18 protein-coding genes are annotated in these 14,574 nt (G+C 67.2%); 10 read left to right on the top strand and 8 right to left on the bottom strand.

All coding sequences use genetic code 11. The features are described 5' to 3' along the window. Window positions 1-20 precede the first annotated feature (20 nt). The 7 genes from OG413_RS40265 to OG413_RS40295 all read left to right on the top strand — a co-directional run bounded on the left by OG413_RS40265 (window position 21) and on the right by OG413_RS40295 (window position 4,821). Window positions 21-1,886 (top strand): type IV secretory system conjugative DNA transfer family protein, encoded by a 1,866-nt coding sequence (locus tag OG413_RS40265; protein ID WP_266814559.1) that lies wholly within the window; start codon window positions 21-23, stop codon window positions 1,884-1,886. Beyond that, entirely contained in the window at window positions 1,870-2,241 is a 372-nt protein-coding gene (locus tag OG413_RS40270; RefSeq protein ID WP_266814561.1) for a hypothetical protein, read from the top strand. Before OG413_RS40265 ends, OG413_RS40270 begins: the two co-directional genes overlap by 17 nt. Next, on the top strand, window positions 2,234-2,827 hold the full coding sequence (locus tag OG413_RS40275) for a hypothetical protein (RefSeq protein ID WP_266814563.1): 594 nt from the start codon (window positions 2,234-2,236) through the stop codon (window positions 2,825-2,827). Before OG413_RS40270 ends, OG413_RS40275 begins: the two co-directional genes overlap by 8 nt. Window positions 2,828-2,946: 119 nt before the next feature. Next, on the top strand, window positions 2,947-3,240 hold the full coding sequence (locus OG413_RS40280) for a hypothetical protein (protein WP_266814564.1): 294 nt from the start codon (window positions 2,947-2,949) through the stop codon (window positions 3,238-3,240). Window positions 3,241-3,404: 164 nt separating this feature from the next. After that, complete coding sequence (locus tag OG413_RS40285) at window positions 3,405-4,067, top strand: lysophospholipid acyltransferase family protein (protein ID WP_266814566.1); 663 nt, start codon at window positions 3,405-3,407, stop codon at window positions 4,065-4,067. Between the two features lie 125 nt (window positions 4,068-4,192). Continuing rightward, window positions 4,193-4,693, top strand: a complete 501-nt coding sequence (locus OG413_RS40290; protein ID WP_266814567.1) for a hypothetical protein — start codon at window positions 4,193-4,195, stop codon at window positions 4,691-4,693. Beyond that, entirely contained in the window at window positions 4,690-4,821 is a 132-nt protein-coding gene (locus OG413_RS40295) for a hypothetical protein (protein WP_266814568.1), read from the top strand. The genes OG413_RS40290 and OG413_RS40295 overlap by 4 nt, the downstream gene beginning before the upstream one ends. Before the next feature lie 197 nt (window positions 4,822-5,018). Here OG413_RS40295 and OG413_RS40300 read toward each other — a convergent pair whose 3' ends face one another. The 8 genes from OG413_RS40300 to OG413_RS40335 form a co-directional block, all read right to left on the bottom strand. Then, a complete protein-coding gene (locus tag OG413_RS40300; RefSeq protein WP_266814569.1) occupies window positions 5,019-5,585 on the bottom strand; it encodes a hypothetical protein in 567 nt (188 codons plus the stop codon). Between the two features lie 412 nt (window positions 5,586-5,997). Next, a complete protein-coding gene (locus tag OG413_RS40305) occupies window positions 5,998-7,128 on the bottom strand; it encodes a helix-turn-helix domain-containing protein (RefSeq protein WP_266814571.1) in 1,131 nt (376 codons plus the stop codon). Window positions 7,129-7,522: 394 nt separating this feature from the next. Further along, window positions 7,523-8,062 (bottom strand): hypothetical protein, encoded by a 540-nt coding sequence (locus OG413_RS40310; RefSeq protein ID WP_266814573.1) that lies wholly within the window; start codon window positions 8,060-8,062, stop codon window positions 7,523-7,525. Window positions 8,063-8,138: 76 nt separating this feature from the next. Then, window positions 8,139-8,348, bottom strand: coding sequence for a hypothetical protein (locus OG413_RS40315; RefSeq protein ID WP_266814575.1), 210 nt, complete (start codon window positions 8,346-8,348; stop codon window positions 8,139-8,141). A gap of 193 nt (window positions 8,349-8,541) precedes the next feature. After that, window positions 8,542-8,778, bottom strand: a complete 237-nt coding sequence (locus OG413_RS40320; RefSeq protein ID WP_266814576.1) for a DUF397 domain-containing protein — start codon at window positions 8,776-8,778, stop codon at window positions 8,542-8,544. Beyond that, a complete protein-coding gene (locus OG413_RS40325) occupies window positions 8,775-9,641 on the bottom strand; it encodes a helix-turn-helix transcriptional regulator (RefSeq protein WP_266814578.1) in 867 nt (288 codons plus the stop codon). Before OG413_RS40325 ends, OG413_RS40320 begins: the two co-directional genes overlap by 4 nt. A 725-nt stretch (window positions 9,642-10,366) precedes the next feature. Next, complete coding sequence (locus tag OG413_RS40330) at window positions 10,367-10,900, bottom strand: TrmO family methyltransferase (protein WP_266814580.1); 534 nt, start codon at window positions 10,898-10,900, stop codon at window positions 10,367-10,369. 75 nt (window positions 10,901-10,975) lie between these two features. Beyond that, the gene (locus OG413_RS40335) at window positions 10,976-12,358 is read right to left on the bottom strand and encodes a Tat pathway signal protein (protein ID WP_266814582.1); all 1,383 of its coding nucleotides are present in this window, start codon (window positions 12,356-12,358) and stop codon (window positions 10,976-10,978) included. A gap of 282 nt (window positions 12,359-12,640) precedes the next feature. Here OG413_RS40335 and OG413_RS40340 point away from each other — a divergent pair, with 282 nt between their 5' ends. The 3 genes from OG413_RS40340 to OG413_RS40350 all read left to right on the top strand — a co-directional run bounded on the left by OG413_RS40340 (window position 12,641) and on the right by OG413_RS40350 (window position 14,231). Continuing rightward, window positions 12,641-13,129, top strand: coding sequence for an ATP-binding protein (locus OG413_RS40340; protein ID WP_266814584.1), 489 nt, complete (start codon window positions 12,641-12,643; stop codon window positions 13,127-13,129). Window positions 13,130-13,506: 377 nt separating this feature from the next. Beyond that, a complete protein-coding gene (locus tag OG413_RS40345) occupies window positions 13,507-13,716 on the top strand; it encodes a DUF5999 family protein (RefSeq protein WP_266814982.1) in 210 nt (69 codons plus the stop codon). Window positions 13,717-13,724: 8 nt separating this feature from the next. Then, window positions 13,725-14,231 carry a DUF6302 family protein gene (locus OG413_RS40350; protein ID WP_266814984.1) on the top strand — a complete coding sequence of 169 codons (507 nt, stop codon included), beginning with the start codon at window positions 13,725-13,727 and terminating at the stop codon, window positions 14,229-14,231. Window positions 14,232-14,574: the final 343 nt, after the last annotated feature.

Consider the following 14,574-nt stretch of genomic DNA (forward strand, 5'->3'; position numbering starts at 1 on the left):
ACGGGCGGGGGGGCACGGTAGTGGCCAAGGTCGTCACACCGCACTCGGGCAACCGCCTGCACGTCTACAAGGACGCCTGGTGGATCGCCCTGTGCATCACCGCAGTCGCTCTCACTCTCTGGACGTGGGTGGCTGCCGTCCTCTCCGGCGTGCTCTCACACGCTTCGCCCGCCATCGTGTCGTGGAACGAGACCGCGGCCGCCATCCCGGCCCTGGTCACCGATCCGCTTCACCCGCAGGACGCCTACCCCGTCGGCACGGGGGTGGGCGGGCCGTTCGCCTTCTACCCGCCCTTCCTCGCTACGGCGGTCGGCACCTGCTGGGGAGCCCGGGCGGGGTGGCGGCGCTGGCGTACAACACGCGATGAGGGCACCGACGGAATGGCCACCAGCGGCCAGCTGGAAGAAGCCATGGGCGAGGCCAAGGCCCTGTCCCGGCTCGGCGCGCTGCGCCCGAGCCTGGCCACCCCGCGGCTCTCCCTCGACAAGGCGGCCGGCACCACGCGGGCGCTGCCGTGGCGTCCCAGCGCGCCGCCGAAGGTCACCGACGTACCGGTGACCGAGGTCGCCGTGTTCTGCGGCACCGCCATCCCGACCGGCGTGAAGTTGTTCATCCCGTTCGAGGAAACCGTCCTGATCGTCGCGCCTCCCCGGGAGGGCAAGACCTCACAGTTGATCATGCCGTGGATCCTCGACTTCCCTGGCAGTGTGCTCGCCACCTCCTCCAAGACCGATGTCCTGTACGCGACGGCCAAGAGCCGCGAGAGGTACGGGCCGGTCATGGTGCTCGACCCGACGGGCCTGTCCAACTGGCCGCTGCAGTTGCAGTGGGCCATCACGGACGGTTGCGAGGACTTCACCGTCGCTCGAAAGCGCGCCGAAACTCTCACGGGCACTGCGAAATCGGACGAAGGAACAAAGAACGGTGGGTATTTCGTCATGAATGCCCAAATGCTCATGACCTGCTGGCTGCACGCAGCCGCGCTGGAGGGTCTGAGCGGCATGGACATCCTGCGCTGGGCCACCGCTCCCACCGAGCGTCAGCCGGTGGACATCCTGGCCGCCCACGGCCAGGAGAACCTCGCCCGGGCCCTGGCCGCCCAGCATGCTGCGGCTCCCGAGGAGCGGTCGGCAAGCTGGCGTACCGCCGAGCAGAGCATCCTTGCCCTGTACGACCAGAAGGTAGCCGCGATCTTCGGCATGTCCGCCCGAGACGAGAAGAACTTCTCCATCACAAAGTGGCTCACCGAGGGTGGCACCGTCTTCCTCATCGGCGAGGAAGACGAGGGTTCCAGCCTGGCCCCCATCCTGGCGGCCTTCTCACGGGCCATCCTCGACACCGCAAAGGTGATCGCGGCCCGGATGCCCAACGGCCGCCTCGATCCGCCACTCGCGCTGCTCGGCGACGAGCTCGCCAACGTGGCACCACTGCCGCAGATCCCCAGCCTCATGTCCGTCTCCGGCTCGCAGAACATCTTCATGGTCGCCGTGCTGCAGAACCTCGCCCAGGCACACGAGCGGTGGGGGGAGTTGGGCGTCCGCAAGATGTTCGCAGCCGCCACAATCAAGGTCATTTTGGGTGGTGTCTCGGACGAGCAGGAGCTGAAGACGTACTCGCAGCTCGCCGGCGAGTTCGAGGAGGACACCGAGTCGGTCAGCGACGACGGAGACCGCGCCTCCATCAGCATCTCCACCCGGCGCAGGGCCGTTCTCGAGCCCGGCGACATCCGCCAGATCAAGGAACGCGAGGGGCTGGTCGTCCATCGGCGCACCCCTGTCACGCGGGTCAAGTTCGAGCGGATCCACGAAGGCCCCCGCGCCAAGGAAATCAACGATGCCACCAAGGAAGCCCTGAAGAAGGTGAACAGTCATGTCGCCAGCAGCTGAGTCCTCCGACGCCGTCCTGCAGTCCATGCACGCAGAACTGACGAACCACGCGAGGCGACTCGCCCGCTTGGAGGAGGCCGCCGCGCCGGGTGCCGCGCAAACCCAGCCACAGGCGCAGCCTCTGCGCCGCAAGTACGATCCCCGTGATCCGCTGGGCCCGGTCTTCGATGGCCTGGACTCCCTCAACGGCGAGCTCACTGAATTCGCCGAGCGCCTCGACCGGATCGAGGACTCCGGGCGCCGTGTGCCACCCCAGCTCCGCTTTCCCCTGCTGAGGGTCCGCCCCGGCACCTCTGCCGCGGCCATCGGGGCGGCGCGAGGCCGCAGGGCACGGAAGGCGGTGCCCCGTGCCTGATCCGCTCGGCCCGCTCTTCGACGCGCTGGAGTCCATCAACGGCGAACTCACCGGGTTCGCCGCGCGCCTGGCGAAGTTGGAGGATGGCGCCGCCGTTCGTGGGGCCAAGCAAGGAGGCTCGGGGGACGAAGGCGGCAGTGACAGCGAGCGTGTCCGCGGCGCGCCCGTCGCCTGGCACAAGGTCAAGGAAGACGAACGCGAGGATCTATGGACTGAGTTCGCCGCATGGGTGATCCGCATGGCCGACGTCTACGAGCTCACCACGGAGCAGCTTCCGCATGCATGCTGGTGGGAGCACGGCGCCGTGGTGGCGGAGCTGACCGCACTGTGGACCGGCTGGGAGTCGGCCTACGGCAACGAGGAAGACGCGGCCGCTGGCCCTTATCTGTGGCATGACGCCTGGTCACGCGGCATCGAGCGAATCGGCCGCACATGGCTCGGCGAATGCACCAACGGCTACCACCAGCAGAAGTCAAGGACGACCTGGGGCACCGATCCTGCCTACCGCAAGAAGATCATCGAAGCAGGGCCGCCCGGCGTCAGCAGCAGCAACGGTGGTGGGCCGGCCAAACCCAAGGCCGCATAACCCGGTCCGGCGTTCCCGATCATTCGCCGTCCGCCAGCTTCCCCGGGGGCCGGGCTCATCGGTCCGGCCTCGGGGCGAAGACAGAGAACAATCACTGCACGACGAAAGGGATGATCCTCATGACCGCAACTCCCGCTCTCCTGCCCGGCCATGCCTGCGAGCACGTGCTCCACATCAGCAGGGTCGAGACCCCCTTGATCAGTGAATTCGTCGCCGCACTCGGCCACCTGGAACGTGCGGCGGCCCTGGCCGGCGCATCCGGTGCCCTCATGCTGCCCAACGGAAAATCCGTCACTACTGGCGAGATGAGCGAGTGGGTGGCCATGAACACCAACCGCCTCCACATCCTCCTGGGAAAGATCACCGACGCCTTCCCCGAGCAGAAAGCAGCCGGACCTTCGGCCCTCACCTGAGCCCAATCGCGCCAGACAGGCGAGGATCGACCAGTTGCCTGAGCATTCAGGCCCCGCCTGGGACTGGGGAACTATGGGCGCACAGATGAGTAGGAACGCTCATGCCGCGGCGATGAACACCGGCGAACATGTAGATCAACATCGTTCAAACGGGGAGATCGCTCATGCTCAGCCGCATCGCCGACGCGCTGGTACCCACCGTCGGCCGCCTGTCGGTCACTACCGACACCCGCTTCACGATCACGCCGGGCAGCCTGTTCGCCGCGAACCACACCTCGTTGGCCGACCCGGCGATCGTGCTGGCCGCCCTGCGCCGGCTCGGCGCCGACCCGGTCGTGATGGCGGCCGCCGGGCTGTGGCGCATCCCCCTGCTCGGCCATGCCCTCGCCCGCGGAGGCCACATCCCCGTATTCCGGGGCGGCCGGCGGGCGGCCGACGCACTCGATTCCGCCGCACAGGCCCTGGAACAGGGACGGTCGGTGCTCATCTACGCCGAAGGGGGCCTGCCTCGCCGGAGGGACGCCGCAGAGGCGGCCCCCGGATCCTTCCGGAGCGGCCTGGCACGGCTGGCTGAACGCACCGGGGCCCTCGTCGTCCCGGTAGGACAGGCAGGGGCCCGCCGTGTCACCTCGGGAAGCACCGTGAAGCAGTTCGCCGGGCTGGCCACCGCACCGTTGCGCCGCCCCGGCCTGCACGTCCACGTAGGAGCGCCCATCGAGCTCACCGGTGACCGTGCCGGATGGTCGGCCATGGCCCGTACCGCGGTCACCGCGGCCTGGCGACAAGCGGCCACCCGCCTCGAAGAGCCCGCCGCCCTCGCCGCGTAGAAGTCCCCTCGCTCGTCGCGGGATGAGCGCCTGGTGTTCTGTTCGGAATGCCGCAGGCCGGTGACCATCCCGGGGAAGTCTCCGGCCGGCCCCGGGCGTCCCGGGCGACACCGTAGGCTTCCCCCGTGACGACCACATCAGCTCCAACTGCGCTGGAGAATCTTCTGCGGCGGGCCCTGCTCGCCTTCGACGCCCGCGCCCTGCACACCGGCGGCGAGGCCGGTGCGCACACCGCGCTGTTCCTCGGCGGCCTGGCAGCGGACATCCTGCCGGCCATGGACGTCTCCACCGGTCAGACGCAGGAAGAGCTCGCCGAGGCGTACCGGTGTCTCTCCCTCGCGGGCGAGAACCCCCTCCGGCAAAGCTGCGCGGAACGGGAGTCTATGGTGAACATCGCCGTGCACGCCTTGGCCCGGGCGCTGGTGCGCCGCAACCAGGGCAGCGCCCCGTCGGAAGACGAGGTGCACGAGCTGTTGAGCAGTCTGTGGACTCCCTCGCTGCTGGCGTGGTCGCAGCTGTTCCCCGAGCACCTGGACGGCGCGTCGCCACCGTGTGCATGTGGCGCTCTGGGTACCCGCCCAATCCTTGCCCCCGACGACGCGAAGCTGAGAGCGTCGCCGCGATGAACATCTTCGCGGATGCCTTGGCGAGTTCGGCGGTCGCCCAGTCGGTGACGACCGTCGGCGTCCCCGACGCGATGACCTTCTCGAAGCACTTCCGCAGGACGGCCTTGGTCTCCTGGCTCACCAGGTGACGAGCCCCTGATCCTCTGGGTCAGGGACTCATTGTCGATGACGCAGCCGAGCGCACTGGGCGCGGCATCGTGCTGGAGCTGGTGAGCAGGAACTCCCCCAACGGGACCATGCGTTCCGGGACGCGGATCCCCTTGACGAGCGGAGGACGACGGGCCGAGACCGGCTCCGCCGGGGCATGGAATCCGTGCCTACGCGGCTACGCAGCTCCTGCGGGGGGCCGTGAGTCGATCAGGTTGACGGTGTAGCCGAGTCCCTCCATCCACACCATGGTCGCGTCCAGCCCGGAGGGGGCGATGGCCGACCGTTGGGCAAAGGACTGCTCTACGGCTCGCTGGATAGGCGTGAGGAGCAGATCGTTCGTGCTCTGGACGGGCGTGAGCCACTGCGGCCGGAAGCCCTGGAGGCCGGTGCGGTTACGGGTCGCCACGGGATGCGAGGCGTAGGGGAACTCCACGTGCATGTACTGACCGTCTTCGCCAGCGATGAGGATGTTCAGGGTCTCTTCGGTGGCATCGAGGGGGATGTCGCAGGCGACTTTGACGTCGCAGGTCTCCCAGGTGAGCACGATGCAGTCGGCGGCCGCTGCCGCGGCCAGCAGAGCCAGGTCCGCGATGCCCTTCTCCGCGTCTTTGCCCCTGTATAGCGGGCGGGTGTGAGCCATGGCGACGATGCGGCCGCGCCGTAGGGCCGTGAGAGAGGGCTGGTGGGCCATGCCATTGGCCATGGCTGCGGTGTGGGCCCGCGCGGTCGTGTCGGCGAGCATCTGAACGATGGTTCCTGGCGGGAACAGGTCACCTGGCGTATGTTCGCGGGCCCGTGCGGACGTCCTGTCCTGGCGCGGGCGGCGCGTGCGAGTCGGCTTCCTGCGGCCCATCTGCTTCTCCTGACGGTGACGGCGAATTCCTCAGGAGTGGACGCTAGGTGCGGTCGGACCGGGCAGGCGGACCTGGAACGCTCGCGTCCCGCCATGAGATCTTCCAGACCCGAGTATCTGGTTGCCTGTCCCGTCACGCGGGACGCGGGTGCTCATGATCACCGGCACGGCAGTGCGACGCTCTGCCGGAGCTGAGACGATGTCTCGTGCCGGGGCGGCCGGCAGGGGTTTGGATGACTCCGCCGTGACGGACGGTTGCCCCGGCAGCCAAGGGTCGGTGGCGGGTGGCCCACGCCCGTGGTCAGGGGGATGTCAGCTCACGCCAGTTGTAGGTGAGGTCGACATCGGTCGATCCGTCGGTGCCCGGTGCGGGGTTGACCGTTGCTGATCTCAGCGACGAGGTGAGGATGCCGCGGCGCTGGGTGTTGGTCATCGAGCGCCGCCACTGATCCAGCGCGTGTTGAGGCGAGACGGGGACGTTCAACTCAAGCTCGAACCCGTCGGCCATGAGGATCTCCTGTGCGATGCCGAGCGCACGGCAGGCCCGGGCGGGGAAAGCGCGAGTGAGTACCTTCTTCGCGATGCGGAGCTCCAGGTCGGCCGCGGCGAGTTCGGGCAGGCACCCCGTTGCGCAGTTATAGGCGGTCGACTGGCCGCCGCCGGTCAGGAGCAGTCCGCACCGCCCGCAGGAGAGCAGATCGGTGAGCAGGGTGCCGTCCCAGGGGGTGGGGCTGGTCTGGGCGGCCATGAGTACGGGCACCGGTTGGGTGCTGCGCGGCACGAATGTGATCTGCTGCAGGTCGGGGCGGCCGCTGGGCGGGGTGACCAGGCAGGCGGAGATTGGGGACGCGCCGCTGTCCGTGCGCCAGACGAAAACCTGCCCGTCGGGGCAGTTCTGTGAAGAGGGAGAGGCGATCTGTCCCAGTTGCGTTGCGTCCTCGCGGATGGCGAGCAGTTCGGCGTTGTGTGGCGCTGCCGTGATGGCGTTGTTGAGGGCGCCCGAGAAGCACCGGGCGACGTCGTCCCAGTTGGCTAGTCGTCTTCGTGCCTCATCGTCCAGCAGGACCCAGCGCATCAGGTTCCAGCCCGGCAGGGCCGAGTCGGGCAGCAGCGTGCGGGCGAAGACGTTCGCCTCCACGGTCTGCCAGGTGCTGTCCACGATGAGGGCAGGAATGTCGTAGCCGTGGAGCATGCGTTGCACGTATTTGTCGAGGGGGGCGCCAGCCGCGGCCAGGCACGCGCGGTGGCTGGCTGGGATCTGCAAGGCGTCGATGACAGCCTCAACCGCAGCGGTGCCCGGCCAGGCGGTGCCCTGCTCAAGTGCGAGGTACTGAGCTATGGAGATACCGGCGCGCTCGGCCACGTGCGAGGGGGCGAGAGCTGCCCGGGCCCGGTAAACCGCGACTACCTCCGCGAGGGTGGCGATCACCATGCTCGGCTCCTGACTTCGACTAGCTGCTCACCCGGAACGGGTGTTCTACCGGCGCTGATACTGACAGTTCTGCTGCCTCGTACGGTCTCAGCGTAGAGAAGGTCTGCATGGCGAAGCCAGTCCATGTTTTGTCACATCCATGGCCGACCCACGGCCTGCCAGACAGCTGGTGAACAGTTGGCACATTGTCGCTTCGCAGGTCAGGCGGACACTCTGGGATCTCAGCCGTCCTAGCGACCACACCTCGGGAAGTGTAGGACTCTCACACAACACAGCACCCCGGCTATGGCAACTCCGGGGCGGAAACCCGGGAACTCCACCAGATTTCGTCGCGCTTCCCGTCCGACCGAAGACATCCGGATAGTGCTACCGGCCGGGTGTTCCCACGTGCGGGTCAGGAGGCCGTACGCTCGAACAGCTCGCAGACGATCCCGTAGACCGCAGTCGCGTCCTGGACGGCACGGCCTCCGGTCATGAGCGCACGGCGTACAGCGTCGCGTGCTCTGGGGTGTTCCGGGCTGACCAGCAGGGCCTCGGCAACGGCTCCTTCGAGTTCCCGCAGGTGCTGGACGTGCCGCTTAGTCGCGTGCGTCGTCACTGTCACGGGGCCCCTCTTGAGCTCCGCGATCGGCGCGGCAGTCGGCACGCCCGGTGTCGGTTCGGTGGGCGACGCAGTAGCGGGGGCTCGGCCACCGGGGCCGCAGGGCTCCGCCGGTGAGCGGGGCGCCGCCAGGACCAGCAGGGTGCACAGGTCGAAGAGGCTCGTGGGACCGAACCCGCAGTTCGACAGCCGCTGGAGGGTGCCACGCGCGTTCCCGGAGGCGTGTGGATTGCGAGACGCGGTGTGGTAGATCAGATCGTCCGCCATGGCCTCGATGGCCGCCCAGTACTCGGCGGTTCGGAAAGAGGGTCTGCGTGAGGAGGCGGCGGCCATGCCGACAACCATATCCGGCACGGCTCCGCGAGCGCCGCCCAAGAGCGGCACGACGGCCGCTCAGGCGGCGGTGTACTCACGGCCTGGGGGATCCGGTGATGTTGAGGGTGGCTCGCCGCACGATGGCAGCGCTCTGACGCATCACGAAGAGCCGGACGTGTTCCTCCAAGACGTCGTAGGTCTCGCCCTTCGTCATCTGCCCGCTCGCGTGGCCCCTGTAGAAGTAGACGACGTCGAGAACGACCAGACCGGCCGCCCTCCCAGTCCGGGCACGGTGCAGGAGCATCGAAACCGCACGTCGATTCAGCGCGGCCCGGCGTTGCAGGCTAGAAGGCGAGAGCAATCTTCCGCGCGGAGACCACGAGGAGTACTGTCTGATCACTCATGGGTATGGCTGTCAAGAAGCGGTCCGCCTCCCCCCGCATTCGGCGTGGGGGGAAGCGGACCGCTCCTACGTAACGACTAGAGCAGCACAGTCGTCAGATGTCGAAACGCCCTCCGCGCACTTCGTCAATGAAACCCCTGTAGGCGGCCGGCGTGAACTGCAACGCCGCACCATGCGGCTCCTTCGAATCACGGATGTAGACGCGTCCCTTGGATGGAACCAGGTTCATCGCACACTCGATGCACTGCCCCTCACTGCTCCCGCTGTAGCTCGACTTCTGCCAGCTGGCGCCCTCGATCTGAGGCGCCATGAGGGCGTTAGGTGTGGTCACTTGTACAGTCCTTCCAGATACTCGCTAAGACGTTCCCGTGACGCATCCACGGGGAGGGCGATGGAGGAAATGAGGTCGAACTCTTCCTCCATCCAGGAGACCTTTTCGGGCTCCTCGGTATGGGTCCCACCCAAGGGGCTATCGACGCTTCCGATCGGAACCCACGGGTGGGAGAACGACATCAAGGTGACAGGGCCCTTGGTCACGAACGCCGGGTGAGCCGTCAGTGGGACGAGTTGCAAGTTCACGTTCGGGAGCTCTGTGGCGTCGAGCAATCTTCGAATCTGGTCGCGCATGACGCCTGGTCCGCTCTCGAAGCGGGCATGCAACGCCAACTCGGGCACCAGCACGTTGAGCTTCACTGGTCCCTCGTCGCTCGTGAGGATGCCTTGCCTCGCCATGCGGATAGATACCAGCATCTCGGCTCGCTCCGGCGTCAGGTTGGTAGCTGCGCGGGTCAGGATCTCGCGAACGTAGCCAGCCGATTGCAGAGGAGCGGGCACTACAGTCGGATGATGGATCCGGATTGCTCTGGCGTCGGCTTCCAGTTCGATGAAGTCCAGGTATGCGTCGCCGATGCGGCCGGCGTAAGGCGCCCACCATCCCCCGCCCAGTGGTCTCTCTGCTACGCGGGCCACCTCGCTCACTGCGACTTCATCGTCAACTCCAAGGTGCGCGGCCAGCGTTCGCACCTCGTCTGATGACACACGGTACTGGCCGCGTTCGACCCTGCTCAGCCGAGTGCTGTCCCAGCCCATGACCTTGGCCGCGTCGCCTGCCTTCATCACGGGCTCGCGCCAACGACGGAGCTGAGCGCCAACTCTGCGACGCCATACGGTCGAGGTCGCTCGCTTCTGCGTCATAGACGCAGTTTGGCACGCCGCCGACGAGAGTGGCGATGGGGTCACGTGTTCAGTCTTTTGGTAATTTCACTGACAGTCTTGCGCGCCGACCGCCAAAAGGCGCAAGCTAGAAGCCCGACGGGGTGACTGTGCATCAAGTCAGGTCCGTTTGTCACGCACGGTGATTCGCGTCGGGCTGTTCGGGCTGGGTTCCCACCTGGCTGAGAGGATCGTCTCGTGGGCCCCGTGGCGCCGAGATGATCCTTCGTCCCCCACCGAAGAAGCCGAGGCCAGCGATGCGCCAGAGCACAGTCCGCAAGGTTCATCAGTTCCGGATGGACCGGGAGCGCGCCATCGATGCGGAGTTACTCCCAGAGACAATCCGCGTTGAGCCCGACCCGTATGCCTCTCTTGCGGTGGCCCGCCGTGAGAACCTCGGGCGGATCGTGGCGTTGCTCCAAGCCAAGGGGCGCATGCCGAGAGTGTGCAGATATGCACTCTCCGTGGGAGGTTACGAGCCTCGTCATTCGCTGGACGCGGCTGAAGCCTTCGCAATGCGCCAGAACTGGCAGGTTGGAGTAGGGCAGTCCTACACGGACCACCATGATGCGACCGACACCCTGCTGCGGCCGGGATGGGGCATGGTGCGACAGCAGATTCGAGCCGGGTTCGCCGATGGAGTCGTGGTGGTCACCCGTTCCGTCGTCAGCCCTCATGCGGACGAGTACAAAGGGAACAAGTTCCCCCTAGGGCCGCTCCTTGGAGTCAGTCCAGTAGTCCTTGAGCATCTCGTCGGGCCAGGTCGGCTGTGTGACCAGGCCGCGGGGCAGGAACTGCGTGAAGACTGCCACCAGGTCGATGATGGGGGTGCCGTCATCGGCGTCCAGGCCCTCGACGTGCAGGTCGAGCCCATCTACTCGGAGCAGCCTCGGGTAAGAGGTTGCGATGCGGGCCGGGCGCCGATGGTTGTGGTGCACGAAGGTGCCAGTGGCCGGCCACGCCGGATTGTCCCGGGGGCTTCGGGCGTGGAGGGCCACGTCGGTCGCCGATCCCTCGTGGAAGTGCCAGATGACCTGGAGGTGGGAAAACTCATCGATCCCCTGCAGCGTCTCGGGGGGGAAGTCCGAGCTCAACCGGATGATCGACACCACTCCGCCCTTGTAGTCGTCGAGGCGGCCGGTGTGGCCTCCCACAACGGTGGCGATGATGGGTACCTCAAGGGTCCTATGCCCCTTGAGCAGTCCTTCGAGCGTCCTCAACAACCCGCGCAGCCAACGCACCGGCTCCCCCTCGTTCGCTTCTGCAGGGATCCCCGAAGCCCAAGCCCGGCGCCGATCCCTGACGTGATGGCGCCGTTAGCCTACGCCGAGCAATGCCCGCGCCCTAGCGTCGAGCTCGACGGCGAGGCTGCCCCCTCGGTCTCGGAACGGACTGAGCGCTCGACGCATCTGGACGACGGTCTCCCGAGTTCGGCCCGACTGCACTCCGGCCATGGCGTCCAGCGCCTGACCCCAGGTGGTGCATGCGGCCTCGATCTGCCCCTGCTGCACCTGCACGGCGCCCAGGTAGCCCAGGGTCACCGCGTGGGTACGGGCAAACTGCTCCCGGCGGGTTCGAACGCTGTGACGAAACTGCTTCTCCGCTCCCTTCAGGTCCCCGAGGTCCCGCAGCGTCGCCGCGGTCTCGTGCGCAAGACTGGCTTCGCCGAAGAACCAGACGCGACCAGGCCCGTCTCCATCCCCCGCCTTTCCGAGGTCCTTTTCGGCCTGGACGAGGGCGGCCACGGCCTCTTTCCGGCGGTTGTCGGCGGCCAGGCTGCGGGCGTGAACGACGCCGATCAGCGATTTCTCGCGCCAGCTCGCGTTGGAGTACCGCTTTCCGGCGATGGAGTCGGTGGCCAAGCGGACGGCTTGAGCGGGTTGCTTGAGGTCCACGGCCTGGTGAGCCATCGCCCGCAGGACGTGGCCAGCCAGGGGGGCGTCCTTTGCTTCTTCAGCAAGCTGCGTGGCCACGGTGAACCAGCGGAGTGCGATGGGGTGTTCCCCGGCGTCGAAGGCCGTCCATCCGGCGAGGTAGGCGAGTTCTCCTGCTGCGGAGGTCATGTCGCGCCGAAGTTCCTCTGTGGGAAATCCGCTGTTGAGGTAGTCGGCGATCTCGGTGCGCAAGTAGGCCACGAGCGCCGTGCGGCCGGCACCGCGGCCGCCGCGCTGCTGGTCGCGGCGCGAGAAGAAGACGGCCATTTCGCGGACGCTCTCAACGTCTTGGGTGGTGACGGTGTGCGTCGACACCGCTCTGCGGGTGCGGGCGCGTTCGGCTGCTTCCTCCCACCACGACTCGGAGGGCAGGGCCAGTCCTGCGACGGAGTAGGCCGAGCTAACCAGTGCTCGTCGACGGTCCATGTCCATGTCAGTGCCCCCGAGGTTCACCAGCGTCGTCAGCGTGTCGATGCTCCAGTCCGGCGGCTGCGGTTCGGCACCCTCGCCTGCGGCCAGGCCGATGTCGGCGAGAGTGACGGTGCGGCCGAGGCCTCGCGAGAGCGTCTCGGCCAAGATAGACGGCGCTCGGCCGCTCGGGCTCGTGCCGGAGATCCAGCGGGTGATGGACGACCGGTTCGTCGCGTCCAGTTCGTGAGCGCCGTTCTCTGCCGCTACGGCTCGGAAGCGAGCCACCAGGCGTGCTTGGGGCAAGCCCAGTTCCTGGATGACGGCTTCCAGCTGGCGGTTGCGTGTGCGCCCCATGGTGGGCCCCTGTCCCCGAAAAGATCTTGCACTACGTGCACCAGGTCCGTGGGCCGATCGGGATTCCGCCCAAGCCCCGGACGAGGTTCTCTCGTGAAGACGATATTCCTGCACCCCCCCGCCTGTGCAGGGATTCTGGCCACCTCATGTGTTCGAGCTCGGCCTATGTCCGAAAACAGCTCACCGGTCAGTCGAGAGAAGGAGCCCACCATGTGCCCCAGGACTCGAAAGACGTCGCCTCGTCCGCGGTTTCACGATGGAACAGGTCGAGGAGCGCGCGTGATGACCGAGGTTCCCCACCACTCCCCTGTGGAAATGCTGGCCGAGCTAGTTTCCGATGCCCCCGCCCCGCGTCCGTTCGCCTTCGCCGTCGCTCTGTCAGCGGACCGTGAAGCGATCGGTCTTCTTCGTCACGACTTGGCGGACTTGCTGCGGAAGTCGGGGCTCGAACACCTCACGGACGAATTCGTGTTGGGGGCTCAGGAGCTCATGGCCAACGCGGTGGTGCACGGATGTCGCCGCGTTCACGACAGCACGATTGCGGTCTCCGTGAATTGTGACGGGCAGCGGATCCGGTTCAAGGTTCAGGACCCCTCGGACGATCAGCCCCGTGTGCGCGTCGCGGCGGATGACGAGATGAATGGCCGCGGCATGCTCATCGTGGAGGCTTTTGCTGACCGCTGGGGTGTGGAAGCACCGTCGGACGGCGTCGGAAAGTCGGTGTGGATGGAGATGTCCTGCACTCCGGCATCCAGCCCGGGGGTGGCATGAGCCTCACCGGTCTCATTCGTACAGGGTTCAACCGCCGCGCTCCCCTCGGGCTGCCGTCGCCGACGGGACGTTCGGTGGTTACAGCCGCAATGGAGACCATCGCCTTGGTGCTTGACGAGGCCGTCTTCGTGCCCGCGACGGCGCAAGATGCCCGCGACCTGATGTTCCGGCTGCGGGAGCATCACAGGCAGCTCGACGAAGGTTTGCACGCCGTCGCTCTTAGGCGGGCATCAGGCCGCCTGACCGAGGCCCTGCGCACATCGGATGAACTGCTCAGTAGTCCTATGCCGGACGACCTGCTCAGGGCGCGTGATCACCTGCAGAGCTCCGCGACCACTTTGAAAGATCTGCTCGTCACCATGGGTACGGCTGGCCTCGTGTGCGTGCACCAACCCGAGTGCCCGCCCGCAGTGGCACCGGACTTCCACACTGCGTGCGTCGTGCTCCGCTGTCTGGCGACGGGCTACAGCCGCCTGTGCAACGGCGTCCTGCTGTTCGAGGACACGGGATACCTCAAGCCAAGTGGACAGTTCGGCCATCCGTCCCGGACGCTGCCCCGGATCGGTGGGGAGTTGCTGTCCGAGTGAACACACAGATGGGCCCCTCTCGCCAGGTTCCCGCGCCTCGGCTCCTCCCCCCGGAGCAGGGCTACGACTACGAGTTGTGGGCTCGGCACCTCATCAACTCCGAGTTGCTTCGTGGCGCGGTGGCAGTGACTCTCTTCCGGGCCCCGCTGCTTGCCGTGCCCACTGGAGCTACGCGACAGGGCGGCCAGCTGCACATGGTCGAAGAGGTTTTCGCTCGCCAAACCGTAGCCGCGCTGGGAGGGCTTCCGGGGTTCGAGAAGGTGTCGCACAGGGGCCCCATCGTCGAATGGGGCGACATGCCTCCGCCATTCTGCCAACCGGCCCTGTGCCACCAGTTTTACGGTCTGCGTGATCCGGCCGGCCGGGGGGAACCTGATTGCTCCATGGTGCCCCTTGCCAGACACGGGGGGCACGGTCCGGAGCCGGGATGCTGGCCTCCTCCATTCGAGCGACCATCCGGCCGGATCTCGCTTCCTCGCGAGTCCGTTCCGGCCGTCGCAGCGGCGCGCCCATAGCCCGCGCGACGTCACGTCCCCGTTCTGGTGCCGCGCTGGCCTCCCTCGCTACGGCGCGGCACCAGAGCGGCCCTCACCAACCTGACGGTCACCACCGTCCCCACCGGAGAACTGATGACCCCCCTACTGAGCACTCGCCACCCATGGCGTCTGCAATTCGGCGAGGCCCCGCCGCCTTTCACGCTGCCGCTCGCGCTCGATGTCGTACGCGTCAGCATGGGCCTCGGTATGGCCGCATTCGACGAGATGATCGACTGCGGGAACCGGGTCGGCCCCTTGCTGTGCTGCATAACGCACCGCCGGCTGCTCGTGCCGGTCACCTCCGGTACCGCCGACGTGTGGA

Source organism: Streptomyces sp. NBC_01433 (assembly GCF_026340105.1).
Lineage (GTDB): Bacteria > Actinomycetota > Actinomycetes > Streptomycetales > Streptomycetaceae > Streptomyces.